The organism is Pseudomonas izuensis (genome assembly GCF_002356535.2).
Lineage (GTDB): Bacteria > Pseudomonadota > Gammaproteobacteria > Pseudomonadales > Pseudomonadaceae > Aquipseudomonas > Aquipseudomonas izuensis.
Genome location: NZ_AP017423.2, coordinates 5,375,791 through 5,389,296, shown reverse-complemented (window position 1 = coordinate 5,389,296; position 13,506 = coordinate 5,375,791). Strand labels below are relative to the sequence as shown.

Sequence of the window (13,506 nt, the reverse complement as noted above, 5' to 3'; positions counted from 1 at the left end):
TCGGCCAGGCACCTCTATTTTTATATTCAATAAAAGAATATAAAAATGAATTTTAAATATTATTAATGAATAAGGCTCCTTGCTAGGATCGCGTCACCGGACGACCGGACATTCAGCGACCCCTAACTTCTGGAGCCACTATGTCCGGCACCGACCTTTCCCATCGCAATGACGTGGGCCGACTGTTCCGCGCCCATTACCCCTGGTTGTGCGCTCGATTGCGCCACTACCTGGGCACCGCCGCCAGCGTCGAAGACATTGCCGCCGAAGCCTTCGTGCAGTTGCTCGAAGCACCGCAGCCGGTGTCGATCCGCGAACCCCGCGCCTTGCTGACCACCATCGCCCGTCGATTGATTTATCAACTGTGGCGCCGCCACGACCTGGAGCGCCGGCATCTGGATCAACTGCAACAGGTTGATCAACCTTCAACGCCTTCGCCCGAAGAACTGGCGCAACTGACCCAGGCGCTGCATGGCCTCGACCGCACGTTGGCGCGCCTGCCGGGCAAGGTCAGGGCCACCTTTCTGTTGTCGCGGGTCGATGGCCTGACCTACCCGCAGATCGCCGCCGAGCTGGGTATTTCCCTGCGTTCGGTCAGCGTCTACATGACCCGCTCCCAGGCCTTGTGCGACCGCCACAGCGCCAATCAATTCCTGAACCGCCTTACTGACAAGAGGTCCGCATGAGATCGATCAAAACCCTGCTCGGCAGTTCGCTGCTGGCCCTGAGCCTGATGGCCAACCAGGCACCGGCGGCAGAAAAAACCGCGCCCATCCACTTCGGTGACATCACTTGGGAAAGCGGTAGCCTCATCACCGAGATCCTGCGCCTGATCGTCGAAAAAGGTTATGGCTACCCGACCGATACTTTGCCGGGCAGCACCGTCAGCCTCGAAGCGGCGCTGGCCAAAAATGACATTCAAGTGATCGGTGAGGAGTGGGCCGGGCGCAGTCCGGCGTGGGTCAAAGCTGCCGCAGAGGGCAAAGTGTTCGGTCTGGGCGACACGGTCAAGGGCGCTACCGAAGGTTGGTGGGTGCCGGAATACGTGATCAAGGGTGACCCGGAGCGCGGCATCAAACCGTTGGCGCCGCAGTTGAAGTCCGTGGCAGACCTGGCGAAGTACAAGGACGTGTTCCGCGACCCCGAAGACCCGAATCGCGGGCGCTTCCTCAATAGCCCCACTGGCTGGACCTCGGAGATCGTCAACAGCCAGAAACTCAAGGCCTACGACCTGACGGCAAGCTTCGTCAACTTCCGTACCGGTTCCGGCGCAGCGCTGGATGCCGAGGTGGCATCGTCGATCCGGCGCGGCAAACCGGTGCTGTTCTACTACTGGTCGCCGACGCCGCTGTTAGGGCGCTTCAAACTGGTGAAGCTCGACGAACCGCCGTTCGACGCCGAAGCCTGGAAAACCCTGGCCGATGCCAACAACCCGAACCCCAAAGGCACCCGTTCGATGCCGGCCAGCCTGGCCATCGGCGTGTCCGCGCCGTTCAAGGCGCAGTACCCGGACCTGGTGGCGTTCTTCGAAAAGGTCGACCTGCCGATCGATCTGCTGAACCGGACCCTGGGGCAGATGAGCGAAAAACGGCAGAAGCCCCGTGAAGTGGCCGAAGCGTTTTTGCGTGAGCAGCCGCAGGTGTGGAAGGGCTGGGTGCCGGGGGAGGTGGCCAGCAAGGTGAGTGCAAATCTGTAATTGAGTGGTACCTGACCCATAGCCTTCGCGAGCAGGCTCGCTCCCAGATTGGGTTTGTGAACGACACAGATCGAATGTGGGAGCGAGCCTGCTCGCTAATGGTCTCCAGCCTTACACCCAGTGTGCGACCAACGCTACCTCACCCCTGCCGCTGATCCTTCCTCTCTCGTAGCTGAACCGATTTTGTCCTCGATAGTGGCCGACTAGTGGCCTTGCTAAGCCCAGTCTCCTGTCTATGCTCACTCGTAACTAAATATGTCGGTCACAATCGGATGACAAGGATTGAGACCCCGAGAGTGCGCAAACCAAGGCACCCACACGGAACGACAGGGAGTGAAACGCTAAATGGAATTTTCTTATGAGCGCGTTAGGGCTTGCCCGGCTCCGGGCTATCGAGAAAGGGATGTCTTGATGAGGACGTCGCAATAGGGACCCTCCGATTCAACATCAAACAATGACCTGACAAGTCTCCTTCTTTTGGGGGGGGAGCGCGCGCACCTGTTCCCGCTAACGTAGTGGTGGATGTGAAAGACCCGTTACTTTCATTAATCAAAAGACCGCGCTCGGGGTGAAACGAACATGTTCAACCTGCATAACAAGGCTGACTTGCTGGAAATCGAACGCTTCAGTTGTGCGCTGACCGAAGCCAATGCCAAGTTGGCCGCAGTCAGTCGTTCAATGGCAATGATTGAGTTCACGCCCGACGGCTTCGTGCTGGATGCCAACGAAAATTTTTGCAACGCCATGGGTTACGGCGCCGACGAGGTACGCGGCAAACACCACCGGATATTTTGCGAAGAGGCCTTTTACCGCAGCGAGGAGTACGCCAAATTGTGGCGTGATCTGGCCCGTGGCGAAGCGGTCAGCGGCACCTTTTTGCGCCTGAACAAAAGCGGCAGGGAGATCTGGCTCGAAGCCAGTTATATGCCGGTGTACGGCCCAGATCGCCAGGTGCGCAGTGTGATCAAAGTCGCCACGGACATCACCGACAGGGTCAACAAGGAACACGAAAACGCAAGCAGGCTGGCGGCGATCGGTCGCTCCATGGCGGTGATTGAATTCACCCCGGACGGCAAGGTGATCACGGCCAACGAAAACTTCCTCAAGACCATGCATTACTCGCTCAATGAAGTCGTCGGGCAGCACCACAGCCTGTTTTGCCACCGTGCCGAAGCCGAGTCACCGGCCTACAAGGCATTCTGGGCGTCACTCAATCGCGGCGAATATCACTCGCACCGTTTCGAACGCAAGGACAAGCACGGTCATACAGTCTTCCTGGAAGCGTCCTACAACCCGTTGTTCGACGCCAAGGGGCGGCTCTACAAAGTGGTGAAGTTCGCCAGCGATATCACCAGCCAGATGACCACCCTGCAAACTGCCGCAGAATCGGCCCACAGCACCTCGGTGCAAAACGACGTCTGCGCGCGCAAGGGCTCCGAGGTGGTGCAGCAGACGGTGAAGATCATTCAGGACATCTCCAAAGACTTGAACGAAGCGGCGCTGAGCATTGATGCCGTGAGCAAGCAGTCCGACATCATCGGCACCATTGTGCAAACCATCCGTGGTATCGCCGATCAGACCAACCTGCTGGCGCTCAACGCCGCCATCGAGGCAGCCCGCGCTGGCGAGCATGGACGCGGATTTGCGGTGGTGGCCGATGAAGTGCGCAGCCTCGCTGCGCGCACCAGCCAGGCGACGGTGGAGATCGTTGATGTGGTGCGCAAGAACCACGATTTATCGGTGAGCGCCGTGTCGAGCATGCAGTCGAGCCTGAGTCGAACCGGGCTCGGCGTGGAACTGGCGAACGAGGCGGGGGAGGTGATTCTGGAGATTCAGCAGGGCTCGCGGCATGTGGTGGATGCGATCAGCCAATTCAACTCGACCTTACAGTTGAATTAAAAGGCAACGTGAACCCTGTAGGAGCAAGGCTTGCCCGCGATAGCGGTCGTGAGATCGCCATCGCGGGCAAGCCTTGCTCACACAGGTGCGGGGTTGTAGCCACCGATTAAAGCGAAGCCAGGAATTTATCCACCACCTGAACACCGTTTTTTTCACTGCCCTGGGCTTTCTCGGCCTCTGCAATCTGGCGCTTGTCTTCCATGCGCTGGGCAATCTCCTCACCCACCGCCTTCTGTTTCTCCGGCGGCATTTGATCGACCTCTTCCTGGGTCAGCCCCATCTCTTGCAGAACCGCATCACGCATGCGCTGTTCCGGGGTCTTGCTCATGTAATCCTTGAATTCGGAAGTGGCCGAGCCGTCCTTGATCCGATCCTTGACGCCATCCGGCAGCGGCGCGTTGACTGCTTGCAGGTTAACGCGGGTCTTGGCAAACGCCTCATCGACGTTGTCGCTGATCCGCGTGGCTTCGCTGACCTGTTGCGTGGCCTGCCCGGTGGCGGATTCCTGGACCTGTGTACTGGCTTGCGCGGTTTGCGCCTGCACATTGTTTTGCAGGGCCTGGGCCATGGCGCTTTGAAGCCCGGCGGCGGCTTCGGTGGTCGGGTCTTCGCCGGGACGTTTGGGGAGTGGTGTTACCAGGGTTGATTTTGCACTGACCAACATGATGAGCAGACCTTGTGGGTGATGGCGGTGCAGCGCTTTCAGCAAATACTGTGCCTTAAAATAAATTCCTTAAAAATCAATTGGTTGAAAATAAGTATTGGAAATGTCGACGGGCGATACCGGCAGAGGTTTGCCGACGAACGGCAAACGTGGCATTCAGGGCAAGCCGTTGCAGCAATGTTTAAGAAATCCGGTTTGTGGCGCCAGACGCTTGAAATAGTCATCGATGGCAGGGAAGTCGGGACGCTCCATGGGGGTCATCAGCCAGCGATTGACGGACAGGCCGATGACGATATCGGCCAGGGTAAATCGGTTCCCGGCGACATACGCCTTGGTGGTCGCGAGTTGATGTTCGAGAATGCCCATTTTCTGGTTCCAGCCACGCACGCTGACTTCCACGCGATGCGGGTCCTGGAACTCCGGATCTTTGCGCACCAGTGCCATGAACGCGTAGCTCCATGACGAATTGAGATCGGTGGCCTGCCAATCCATCCACTGCTCCACCCGAGCGCGGGCGGCCGGCTCGATGGGCAACAGCTCGTTGTGATGATGGTGGTGCTTGCCGGCCAGGTAGCGGCAAATGGTGTTGGATTCCCAGAGCACCCCGTTCTCGTCGATGATCACCGGCACCTGGGCGTTGGGATTGAACCTGAGGAACTCGGGACTGTGGGTCGAGCCAAATCCGCTGCCCCAATCCTCGCGTTCGTAGGTAAGGCCCAGTTCTTCGCAGGTCCACAGGACCTTGCGCACGTTGATCGAAGAGGCTTTGCCGAGGATTTTCAGTGCATGGTCCATGTTGCTACTCCGTCAGCGAATCAAGGCGTCGGAGAATCATAGTGAGCCTGCCAACGGCTGACATCAAGCCTATAGGAATGGTCTGTAGGCAAGGGATTTCAGAGGATTTCCGAAGAGTGTGAATTCTTGCGCGCCTGCCTACAACTAAGCCAGAATCCGCCGACTTGTGCGTCTGGTGTCCGGATTCTATTGTTCCGTGTCGCTGAAAATCAGCGATCGGGTCTAGCAGCCAGGACACTTTAGACGCATGGCGTCCACCGTTCGTGATGGGTTCACGTTATGGCGGCTGTGCGTGGGAAGACTTTCGGGTCTACCGGGTTCTAGAGTCCTGGTCTGCTAGCCCACGCGCGGCTGCCACCTTAATGTTCGTCTAGCAGCGAACAGTGGCAGCTCCATCACTCTAGGAGCATCGCCATGTTCAAACCCACACCAAACCCCCCGCGCAATCCCAGTCCCATGTTCCTCATCGCCCCAGACATCAGTAACGAAACCCTGCTGGCGCATGCCTGCGAATCCCTGGCCTCGGCGAGTGTCATGACCAATGACTTTGCTACTTTTCTGGAGGGAAGCCATCGCAATACGGCACTGGCGATTGCCCAGATCGTCATGCTGGCCGAACTGGCGGTGAATCGGGCGCTGGATAATCTTGATCCGCAGGATTGATCGCTGACCTGTAGGAGCCGGCTTGCCGGCGAAAGCGGTCTATCAGGCGCCATCCATGTCGATTGATGCGCCACCATCGCCAGCAAGCCGGCTCCTACAGGTCAGGAACGGTCAGGTACTCTCGCGCACTTTCAACTCAAACCCCATGTCCTGCACCGGCTTGGCCACGGTATTGCCGGCCATCAGCGTCAGCATCTGTTCCGCCGCGCGGCGGCCGATGGCTTCACGCGGGGTGCTGATGCTGCTCAGGCGCGGGACCATGTGAGCCGAGGCGGGCAGGTCGTTGAAACCGAGGATCGCCACCTGCTCGGGGATCTTGATCCCGCAGCGCATGGCCTCGAGCAATGCACCCTGGGCCAGGTCGTCGTTGCCGAAGAAGATTGCATCGACGTCGGGATGACTGGCCATCATCTGCAGGAACAACTCGCCGCCCAGGCCGACCGAAGACGGGCGCGGCGTCAGCACTTCCAGCGCCGGGTCGTACAGACCGGCTTTTTGCAGGGCGCGGCGATAGCCTTCGCCACGCAACAATGTGCGCTGGTCGAGTTGCGCGCCGATGTAGGCCAGGCGTTTTCGGCCGCGGGACAGCAAATGCTCGGCGGCCGTTTCGCCGGCGGCCAGTTGTGAAAAACCGACGCAATTGAGGCCGGCGGCGCTGTCCAGTTCCATCATGTACACGCAGGGAATGTTGCTCGCCTCGATCATCCGTCGCGAACTTTCAGTGCGGTCGAAACCGGTGAGCAGCAAGCCTCGGGGCTGATAGGCCATGTAGTTGCGCAGCAGGTTTTCTTCTTCGTCGCGCGAATAATGGAAGTTGCCGATCAGCACTTCGAAGCCCTTGGGGCGCAAAACCTGATGGATGGCTTCCAGGGTGTCGATGAACAGCAGGTTGGACAACGATGGCACCAGCACCACCACCGAGTGGCTCTGGGCCGAGGCCAAGGCGCGGGCAGCAGAGTTGACCACGTAGTTGAGTTCAAGGGCCGCGTTCTGCACCTTTTCCACCAGTTCCGTGGCCACGGTGCTGACGCCGCGCAAGGCGCGGGATGCGGTAATCGGGCTGACACCGGCCAGGCGCGCGACTTCGTTCAGGGTAGGGCGGCCAGTGGTGCGCGTATTTTTATCGTTCTTGGTTGAGGTCATCGACGGCTTGCCAAACAAAATTCAAGGCACTAAGGTAGCGCTGTCTCGATGCAGCTGCAAATGCGTGAGCGGGGGTTCGCCTGATCCTCGCTTTTTGGCGTTGAGACTTAACCTGCTGCAACCCATAAAATGACAAGAAAGGCGTCGGCAACTCCTGCTTTTGGTCTAGTGTCATAACTGGCAAAGGTAGCGCTGTCTGCGCGCTGAGGTGTTACATGAATCATCCCATCACCGCCCTGGTCATCATGGGCGTTGCCGGTTGCGGCAAGACGTGCGTCAGCGAGGCCCTGTGCCAACTCAGCGGCGCCACTGCCATTGAAGGCGACACTTTTCATCCTGCCGCCAACATCGAAAAGATGAGCGCGGGTATCCCCCTGAACGATGAAGACCGTGCCGGCTGGCTCGACAGCCTGTGCGATGAACTGCGCCGTGTCGATGCCATGGGCGAGCGCCCGGTGCTGACTTGCTCGGCCCTCAAGCACATTTACCGCGAACGTCTGCGCAGTGCCTTGCCGGGCCTGGGCTTCGTGTTTCTGGAACTGACTCCCGAAGTCGCCGCCGACCGCGTCTCCCATCGGCCTGGTCATTTCATGCCGTCGACCCTGATCGCCAGCCAGTTCGCCACCCTCGAATCCCCCATCGGCGAGCCGTTGACCCTGGCCCTTGATGCGTCGACCCACAGCGTCGATGAGCTGGCTGTGCAAGCGCACCACTGGTGGCTCGAGCACGGCCTGAAACGCGCCGGTTAAATTTTGCTTGCAGAGATAGCGCTGTCCTTATGGCTTTCGAATTACCCGCTTTAATAACAACAACAACCAGGAGACACCCCTAATGTTTGGCATGTCCCACGAGACGTTCCTGCTGCTCGATGCAGTGGTGACGGTGATCGGGCTTATCGTCCTGATCACCAAGTTCAAGTTTCACCCCTTCATTGCCCTGATCATCGCCGCCGCTTTCCTCGGGCTGACCTCCGGCATGCCGATCGGCACCATCATCAAGGCATTCCAGGACGGCTTCGGTGGCGTGCTCGGGTTTGTCGGGATCATCCTCGCGTTGGGCACCATGCTCGGCAAAATGATGGCCGAATCGGGCGGGGCGGATCAGATCGCCCAGACCCTGATCCGCGCCTTCGGCAAGGACAAGGTACAGTGGGCGATGATGTTCGCCGCGTTCCTGGTGGGCATTCCGTTGTTCTTCGAAATCGGCTTCGTGCTGCTGATCCCACTGGTGTTTATCGTCGCCCGCCGCACCGGCGTGTCGATCATCAAAATCGGTATCCCGCTGCTGGCCGGCCTGTCCGCCGTCCACGGCCTGGTGCCACCGCACCCGGGGCCGCTGCTGGCCATTGGCGTGTTCGGTGCCGACATCGGCAAGACCATTCTCTACGGCCTGATCGTGGCGCTGCCGACGGCCATCATTGCCGGTCCGATTTACGGTACGTTCATCGCCAAGCACATCCCCGGTCATCCGAACCAGGAACTGGTGGATCAACTGGCCCGCGAGACGGACTCAGCCGATCTGCCGAGCTTCGGCATCACCCTGGTCACCGTGTTGTCGCCAGTGTTCCTGATGCTGCTCAAGACCTTCGCCGATGTGGTGCTGCCGGACGGTAATTTCTTCCGCACCTTCATGGACCTGATCGGTCACCCGATTTCGGCACTGCTGATCGCGCTGCTGCTGTCGCTGTACACCTTCGGTTACAAGCAGGGCATCGGCTCCCAGCAGATCCTCAAATGGCTGGACGCCAGCCTTGCACCGACCGCGGCGATCATCCTGATCATCGGTGCCGGTGGTGGCTTCAAGCAGATGCTGGTGACCAGCGGCGTGGGTGATGTGATCGGTCATATGGCGGTCGCCGCGCAAATTTCGCCAATCCTGCTGGCCTGGCTGGTGGCGGCGGTGATCCGTATTGCGACCGGTTCGGCAACCGTGGCGACCATCACTGGCGCAGGCATCGTGGTGCCGGTGGTGGGGATGATTCCGGGTGTTAACCGTGAGCTGCTGGTGCTGGCGACCGGTGCCGGTTCGTTGATCCTGTCGCACGTTAACGATGCCGGTTTCTGGCTGGTGAAGCAGTACTTCAACATGACCGTGGCGGAGACCTTCAAGACCTGGACGGCGATGGAGACCATCCTGTCGGTGGTGGGCCTGGGCTTTATTCTGCTGTTGTCGTTGTTCGTCTGAATATCACTGCAAGACAAATGTGGGAGCGAGCCTGCTCGCGAAGAGGGCTTAACATTCAATGAAGATGTCGAATGTAAGTCCGCTTTCGCGAGCAGGCTCGCTCCCACAGTGTTTTGTGTTGGGTGTCAGGATTTGCTGACGAGCCCATCCGCCCGGAACATCCCGCGAATCCCGCGCACGGCCTGGCGAATCCGGTCCTGGTTTTCGATCAGGGCGAAGCGCACGTGATCGTCCCCGTATTCACCGAAACCCACGCCCGGCGAGACGCAGACCTTGGCTTCGGCCAGCAGTTTCTTGGCGAATTCCAGCGAACCCAGATGGGCATAGGCCTCGGGAATCTTGGCCCAGACGTACATCGAGGCTTTCGGGTTTTCCACCATCCAGCCCAATTCATGCAGGCCCTTGACCAGCACGTTGCGCCGCTGCCGATATTGCTCGGCGATGTCGCGCACGCATTGCTGATCGCCTTCCAGTGCCGCAATCGCCGCGACTTGCAGCGGGGTGAAGGTGCCGTAGTCGTGGTAGCTCTTGATCCGCGCCAGGGCGTTGACCAGTTCCGGGTTGCCGACCATGAAACCGATGCGCCAGCCTGCCATGTTGTAGCTCTTGGACAGGGTGAAAAACTCCACCGCGATGTCCTTGGCGCCCGGCACCTGCATGATCGACGGGGCCTTCCAGCCGTCGTAGACGATGTCGGCGTAAGCCAGGTCATGCACCACCAGCACGTCGTACTGCTTGGCGAGGGCGATCACCCGTTCGAAGAAGTCCAGCTCCACGCACTGGGCGGTGGGGTTTGACGGGAAACCGAGGATCATCATTTTCGGTTTCGGGATCGAGCCACGAATCGCCCGTTCCAGCTCGGCGAAGAAATCCACGCCCGGCACCAGCGGCACCGAACGCACCTGGGCGCCGGCAATCACGGCACCGTAGATGTGAATCGGGTAGCTCGGGTTCGGCACCAGAACGGTGTCGCCCTGGTCGAGGGTGGCCAGCATCAAGTGCGCCAGGCCTTCCTTGGAACCGATGGTGACAATGGCTTCGCTTTCCGGGTCGATGTCGACCTCATAACGATCCTTGTACCAGTTGGAAATCGCCCGGCGCAGGCGCGGAATGCCCTTGGACGTCGAGTAGCCGTGGGTGTCTTCGCGCTGGGCAACGGTGACCAGTTTTTCGACGATGTGCGGCGGGGTGGCGCCGTCGGGGTTGCCCATGCTCAAGTCGATGATGTCTTCGCCACGACGACGGGCGGCCATCTTCAGCTCGGCTGTGATGTTGAAAACGTAAGGGGGGAGTCGATCTATGCGCGCAAAGCGGCGCGGCGAACCTTGTTCGGCCATTGTTGCCTCGATAACGTAAGCGCCCGGAACCGTCCGAGCGACGCTGGTCACTGCGGTGACCTGTGGCGGAATGTACGGGCAGCTGTGGCAGACTGTCCAGCCTCCATGTAAACAAATTTTTCCGAAGGAATTGGGTCGATGGAATTTACCAGTGGCTTCTTGCTGAGCCTTTCGCTGTGCCTGGACATCGGCGTCGCCAACATCGCGATGATCACCCTGGCAATGCAGCGCGGCTATTTTCAGGGCTTTGCACTGGGCCTGGGGACTTGTGTCGGCGACCTGATCTACGCGGTGCTGGCGCTGGCCGGCATGACCGTTTTGCTGCAATACGAAACCGTGCGCTGGGTGTTGTGGATCGGCGGCTCGGCGCTGCTGGTGTACTTCGCGGCGAAGATGATTTATTCGGCGATCCACCACGAGGCGCTGCTGGCCGAGACCCCCGAGGTCGGCCACAACTCCCACCGCAAGGAGTTCTTTCGCGGGATTTTCCTCGCCATGTCGTCGCCCAGTGCGATTCTGTGGTTCGCCGCGGTGGGTGGCACGCTGATCGCCCGATCAGGCGGTGGCGGATCCCTCAGCTCGGCGCTGTTTCTCGGCGGGTTTCTCTGCGCCGGGCTGCTGTGGTCCGCCGGCCTGTGCTTTGTGGCGAGCCACGGCGGCAAGTTGCTCGGCGACAAGTTGCTGCGCTATTCCTACATGGCATCGGCGGCGATCTTCTGCTATTTCGCGGTGTACGTGATCCTTTCCGGTTACAACGAGTTTGTCGGCGCCGCTGCCGTCGAGCAGTTGCACGCCCTGTGATTGGGCGAATCGGGTTTGGCTTCTATACTCCCAGCCGAACCCACTTTTTCCTTCCAGGAGTTGCATCATGGATGAACAAAAAGGCTTCGAACTGTCGGAACCTCGCTTCGAACACGGGCACTTTTTCCTGATTGCCGGTATGGGCGACCGCTTCACCCGGCAGACCATTCCCCGCATTCCGGCCCTTTGGGAGAAACTCATGCCCCATCTGGGTCAGATTCCGGGCCAGAAAAACGAAGTGATGTACGGCGTCGGTTACAACTTCGACGGCGAGGGCGGTTTTGACTACATCGCCGGGGTCGAGATCAGCAAGCTCGACGACCTGCCCGATACCTACCGCTGGGTAGAAATTCAGCCCCAGTATTACGCGGTGTTCGAGCACAAAGGGCCATTGACCAGCCTGCCGCAGACCTTCCGCTACATTTGTGACACCTGGCTTCCGCAATCCGGGTACACCGCAACCGACGCCCCGGAGTTCGAGCGCTACAGCGAAGACTTCAACCCGAAGCTGAACACCGGCAAGCTGGAAATCTGGATGCCGATCAAGCAATGACCCCGGCGTCGGGAGGCGCATCAAAGGATTCGCCTCTCGATGTCACGCGGCTGCTGATTTAAAATCCCCAGCCTTTCCCCGCCGATTCCGAGCTGCCATGAACACCGTCATTCGCAACGTCACGCCTGCCGATCTGGACCGCTGCTACGCCATCGAAACCGTTGCCTACGAAGGCGACGAAGCCGCGACCCGCGAGAAAATCGCCACCCGCATCGCCACTTGGCCCGAGGGTTTCATCGTTGCCGAAGTGGACGGCGTGGTCGCCGGTTTCATCAATTCCGGCGCGGCATTCCAGGTCGAAATGTCGGACGAGGCGTTCAAGGAACTGATCGGCCACGACCCGGCCGGCCCGCACGTGGTGATCATGTCGGTGGTGGTGCATCCGGATTATCAGGGGCTGGGCCTGGCCAAGCGCCTGATGGGCGAGTTCATCGAACGCATGCGCGCACTGAATAAAGTCAGCATCCACCTGATGTGCAAGGAGCGGCATATTGCGCTGTACGCCGGGTTTGGCTTTGCCTACATCAAGCCCTCGGCCTCCGACCATGGCGGGATGGCCTGGCATGAGATGGTGCTCAATCTCTGATTCAATGCACAGCCCTTGTGGGAGCGAGCCTGCTCGCGAAGAGGGAGTATCAGCCGGCATCAATGTTGCCTGATACACCGCTTCGCGAGCAGGCTCGCTCCCACAGGGAAACTATGCCGGGATTCAGAATTTCAGTGCCATCCGCCGCTCATACCCGATCCGCCCCTTGTACGCCTCGCCGCTGTCGATGAACCCATACTTGGCATACAGCGCAATCGCCGATTCATTGTCCGCATCCACCGACAATTCCAGTCCCCTGATTTCCGGCCAGGCCTCACGGGCCGCTTCAGGCAGTGCTTGCAGGCAGGCCTTGCCATAGCCTTTGCCCTGAACCTTTTGATCGACCTGCAAGGCATGCAGCGTGGCGCTGTGTTCGTCGGCCCAGGCCGGCAGTACCGGCGGGCGCTTGAGCAGCAGGAAAGCCACGGGAATGTCATCGGCCAGCAGGGCGAAGCCTTTGACGCCGGGGCCGGGCCGGGACAGCAAGGTATGCAATGCACCGTGGATGTCACCGGAAAACCTGATTTGATCCGGATGCACTTCGATGGCCTCGACCTGTTGTCGCTGCAGCGCGTTCAGGCTTTCGTAAGGCACGAGTCGGGCTGTCACTGGAGTGTCCTTTTTCCAACAAAAATGAGTCTCGAATTCTAGCGATATTGCGTGGGTGGATTATTTTTATTTCGTCTGTCGATTTGCCGGATCGCCGGACGACTAAGGGTGTCTTCACAATAAAAACCACGGAGAACCACCATGAACTCGCAAACCCAGATCCAGAACCTGATCGAGAGCTATCGCCAGGCCGTCATGACCAAGGACGTGGATAAAGTCATGGCCCTGTATGCCGAGGACATCGTCTCCTTCGACGCGGTCAAGGCCTTGCAATTCAAGGGTAAACCAGCCTATCGGGCCCATTGGCAGGCCTGTATGGAAATGTGCCCCGGGCCGCACATTTTCGAGTTCCACGAAGTGACCATCGAGCCGTCCCAGGAGATCGCTTTCGCCCACTTTCTGGCGCATTGCGGCGGCACCAACGAGAAGGGTGAAACCCAGGCCTGCTGGATGCGTGTGACCCAGTGCTATCGGCAGGAAGCCGGGTTGTGGCAGATCGTCCACGAACACTGGTCGGCCCCGTTCGACATGACCAGTGGCGCGACCCTGTTCGACCTGCAGCCTTGATTATCCGGC

The 13,506-nt window shown here is 59.5% G+C and carries 15 protein-coding genes and 1 pseudogene; 11 read left to right on the top strand and 5 right to left on the bottom strand.

Going from position 1 to position 13,506, the window contains the following annotated elements:
* Nucleotides 1-140: 140 nt before the first annotated feature.
* From LAB08_RS23980 to LAB08_RS30830, 4 genes and pseudogenes are all read left to right on the top strand, one after another.
* Nucleotides 141-686 (top strand): sigma-70 family RNA polymerase sigma factor, encoded by a 546-nt coding sequence (locus LAB08_RS23980; RefSeq protein ID WP_096509391.1) that lies wholly within the window; start codon nucleotides 141-143, stop codon nucleotides 684-686.
* On the top strand, nucleotides 683-1,696 hold the full coding sequence (locus LAB08_RS23975; RefSeq protein ID WP_096509392.1) for an ABC transporter substrate-binding protein: 1,014 nt from the start codon (nucleotides 683-685) through the stop codon (nucleotides 1,694-1,696). The genes LAB08_RS23980 and LAB08_RS23975 overlap by 4 nt, the downstream gene beginning before the upstream one ends.
* A 579-nt stretch (nucleotides 1,697-2,275) precedes the next feature.
* Nucleotides 2,276-3,049: pseudogene (locus tag LAB08_RS30835) on the top strand (PAS domain-containing protein); the annotation flags it as partial.
* A 6-nt stretch (nucleotides 3,050-3,055) separates the two neighbouring features.
* The gene (locus LAB08_RS30830) at nucleotides 3,056-3,595 is read left to right on the top strand and encodes a methyl-accepting chemotaxis protein (RefSeq protein WP_436799365.1); all 540 of its coding nucleotides are present in this window, start codon (nucleotides 3,056-3,058) and stop codon (nucleotides 3,593-3,595) included.
* Between the two features lie 106 nt (nucleotides 3,596-3,701).
* On the opposite strand, the gene LAB08_RS23965 is transcribed toward LAB08_RS30830, so the two are convergent.
* Together LAB08_RS23965 and LAB08_RS23960 are read right to left on the bottom strand one after the other, a co-directional pair.
* Complete coding sequence (locus LAB08_RS23965) at nucleotides 3,702-4,259, bottom strand: hypothetical protein (protein WP_096515217.1); 558 nt, start codon at nucleotides 4,257-4,259, stop codon at nucleotides 3,702-3,704.
* A 156-nt stretch (nucleotides 4,260-4,415) separates the two neighbouring features.
* Nucleotides 4,416-5,054 carry a glutathione S-transferase family protein gene (locus LAB08_RS23960; RefSeq protein WP_096509394.1) on the bottom strand — a complete coding sequence of 213 codons (639 nt, stop codon included), beginning with the start codon at nucleotides 5,052-5,054 and terminating at the stop codon, nucleotides 4,416-4,418.
* Nucleotides 5,055-5,468: 414 nt separating this feature from the next.
* Between LAB08_RS23960 and LAB08_RS23955 the strand changes: the two genes are divergently transcribed.
* Complete coding sequence (locus LAB08_RS23955) at nucleotides 5,469-5,717, top strand: DUF6124 family protein (RefSeq protein ID WP_096509395.1); 249 nt, start codon at nucleotides 5,469-5,471, stop codon at nucleotides 5,715-5,717.
* Between the two features lie 111 nt (nucleotides 5,718-5,828).
* On the opposite strand, the gene gntR is transcribed toward LAB08_RS23955, so the two are convergent.
* The gene (gene gntR, locus LAB08_RS23950) at nucleotides 5,829-6,860 is read right to left on the bottom strand and encodes an HTH-type transcriptional regulator GntR (protein WP_096509396.1); all 1,032 of its coding nucleotides are present in this window, start codon (nucleotides 6,858-6,860) and stop codon (nucleotides 5,829-5,831) included.
* A 215-nt stretch (nucleotides 6,861-7,075) separates the two neighbouring features.
* Here gntR and LAB08_RS23945 point away from each other — a divergent pair, with 215 nt between their 5' ends.
* Both LAB08_RS23945 and LAB08_RS23940 read left to right on the top strand, forming a co-directional pair.
* Complete coding sequence (locus LAB08_RS23945; RefSeq protein WP_096509397.1) at nucleotides 7,076-7,609, top strand: gluconokinase; 534 nt, start codon at nucleotides 7,076-7,078, stop codon at nucleotides 7,607-7,609.
* Nucleotides 7,610-7,691: 82 nt separating this feature from the next.
* The gene (locus LAB08_RS23940) at nucleotides 7,692-9,044 is read left to right on the top strand and encodes a GntP family permease (RefSeq protein ID WP_096509398.1); all 1,353 of its coding nucleotides are present in this window, start codon (nucleotides 7,692-7,694) and stop codon (nucleotides 9,042-9,044) included.
* A 125-nt stretch (nucleotides 9,045-9,169) separates the two neighbouring features.
* Here LAB08_RS23940 and alaC read toward each other — a convergent pair whose 3' ends face one another.
* Nucleotides 9,170-10,381 carry an alanine transaminase gene (alaC, locus tag LAB08_RS23935; RefSeq protein WP_096509399.1) on the bottom strand — a complete coding sequence of 404 codons (1,212 nt, stop codon included), beginning with the start codon at nucleotides 10,379-10,381 and terminating at the stop codon, nucleotides 9,170-9,172.
* A 138-nt stretch (nucleotides 10,382-10,519) separates the two neighbouring features.
* On the opposite strand from alaC, the gene LAB08_RS23930 reads away from it, so the two are divergent.
* From LAB08_RS23930 to LAB08_RS23920, 3 genes are all read left to right on the top strand, one after another.
* On the top strand, nucleotides 10,520-11,182 hold the full coding sequence (locus LAB08_RS23930) for a LysE family translocator (RefSeq protein WP_096509400.1): 663 nt from the start codon (nucleotides 10,520-10,522) through the stop codon (nucleotides 11,180-11,182).
* Nucleotides 11,183-11,249: 67 nt separating this feature from the next.
* Nucleotides 11,250-11,735, top strand: coding sequence for a GyrI-like domain-containing protein (locus LAB08_RS23925; RefSeq protein WP_096509401.1), 486 nt, complete (start codon nucleotides 11,250-11,252; stop codon nucleotides 11,733-11,735).
* 97 nt (nucleotides 11,736-11,832) lie between these two features.
* Nucleotides 11,833-12,321 (top strand): GNAT family N-acetyltransferase, encoded by a 489-nt coding sequence (locus LAB08_RS23920; protein WP_096509402.1) that lies wholly within the window; start codon nucleotides 11,833-11,835, stop codon nucleotides 12,319-12,321.
* 123 nt (nucleotides 12,322-12,444) lie between these two features.
* On the opposite strand, the gene LAB08_RS23915 is transcribed toward LAB08_RS23920, so the two are convergent.
* Nucleotides 12,445-12,930, bottom strand: coding sequence for a GNAT family N-acetyltransferase (locus LAB08_RS23915; protein ID WP_096509403.1), 486 nt, complete (start codon nucleotides 12,928-12,930; stop codon nucleotides 12,445-12,447).
* Between the two features lie 141 nt (nucleotides 12,931-13,071).
* On the opposite strand from LAB08_RS23915, the gene LAB08_RS23910 reads away from it, so the two are divergent.
* Nucleotides 13,072-13,497, top strand: a complete 426-nt coding sequence (locus tag LAB08_RS23910; RefSeq protein WP_096509404.1) for a YybH family protein — start codon at nucleotides 13,072-13,074, stop codon at nucleotides 13,495-13,497.
* Nucleotides 13,498-13,506 lie beyond the last annotated feature (9 nt).

Coding starts and splice junctions, on each gene's coding strand:
- LAB08_RS23980 (WP_096509391.1), top strand. CDS start 141: ATGTCCGGCACCGACCTTTCCCATCGCAATGACGTGGGCCGACTGTTC.
- LAB08_RS23975 (WP_096509392.1), top strand. CDS start 683: ATGAGATCGATCAAAACCCTGCTCGGCAGTTCGCTGCTGGCCCTGAGC.
- LAB08_RS30830 (WP_436799365.1), top strand. CDS start 3,056: ATGACCACCCTGCAAACTGCCGCAGAATCGGCCCACAGCACCTCGGTG.
- LAB08_RS23965 (WP_096515217.1), bottom strand. CDS start 4,259: ATGTTGGTCAGTGCAAAATCAACCCTGGTAACACCACTCCCCAAACGT.
- LAB08_RS23960 (WP_096509394.1), bottom strand. CDS start 5,054: ATGGACCATGCACTGAAAATCCTCGGCAAAGCCTCTTCGATCAACGTG.
- LAB08_RS23955 (WP_096509395.1), top strand. CDS start 5,469: ATGTTCAAACCCACACCAAACCCCCCGCGCAATCCCAGTCCCATGTTC.
- gntR (WP_096509396.1), bottom strand. CDS start 6,860: ATGACCTCAACCAAGAACGATAAAAATACGCGCACCACTGGCCGCCCT.
- LAB08_RS23945 (WP_096509397.1), top strand. CDS start 7,076: ATGAATCATCCCATCACCGCCCTGGTCATCATGGGCGTTGCCGGTTGC.
- LAB08_RS23940 (WP_096509398.1), top strand. CDS start 7,692: ATGTTTGGCATGTCCCACGAGACGTTCCTGCTGCTCGATGCAGTGGTG.
- alaC (WP_096509399.1), bottom strand. CDS start 10,381: ATGGCCGAACAAGGTTCGCCGCGCCGCTTTGCGCGCATAGATCGACTC.
- LAB08_RS23930 (WP_096509400.1), top strand. CDS start 10,520: ATGGAATTTACCAGTGGCTTCTTGCTGAGCCTTTCGCTGTGCCTGGAC.
- LAB08_RS23925 (WP_096509401.1), top strand. CDS start 11,250: ATGGATGAACAAAAAGGCTTCGAACTGTCGGAACCTCGCTTCGAACAC.
- LAB08_RS23920 (WP_096509402.1), top strand. CDS start 11,833: ATGAACACCGTCATTCGCAACGTCACGCCTGCCGATCTGGACCGCTGC.
- LAB08_RS23910 (WP_096509404.1), top strand. CDS start 13,072: ATGAACTCGCAAACCCAGATCCAGAACCTGATCGAGAGCTATCGCCAG.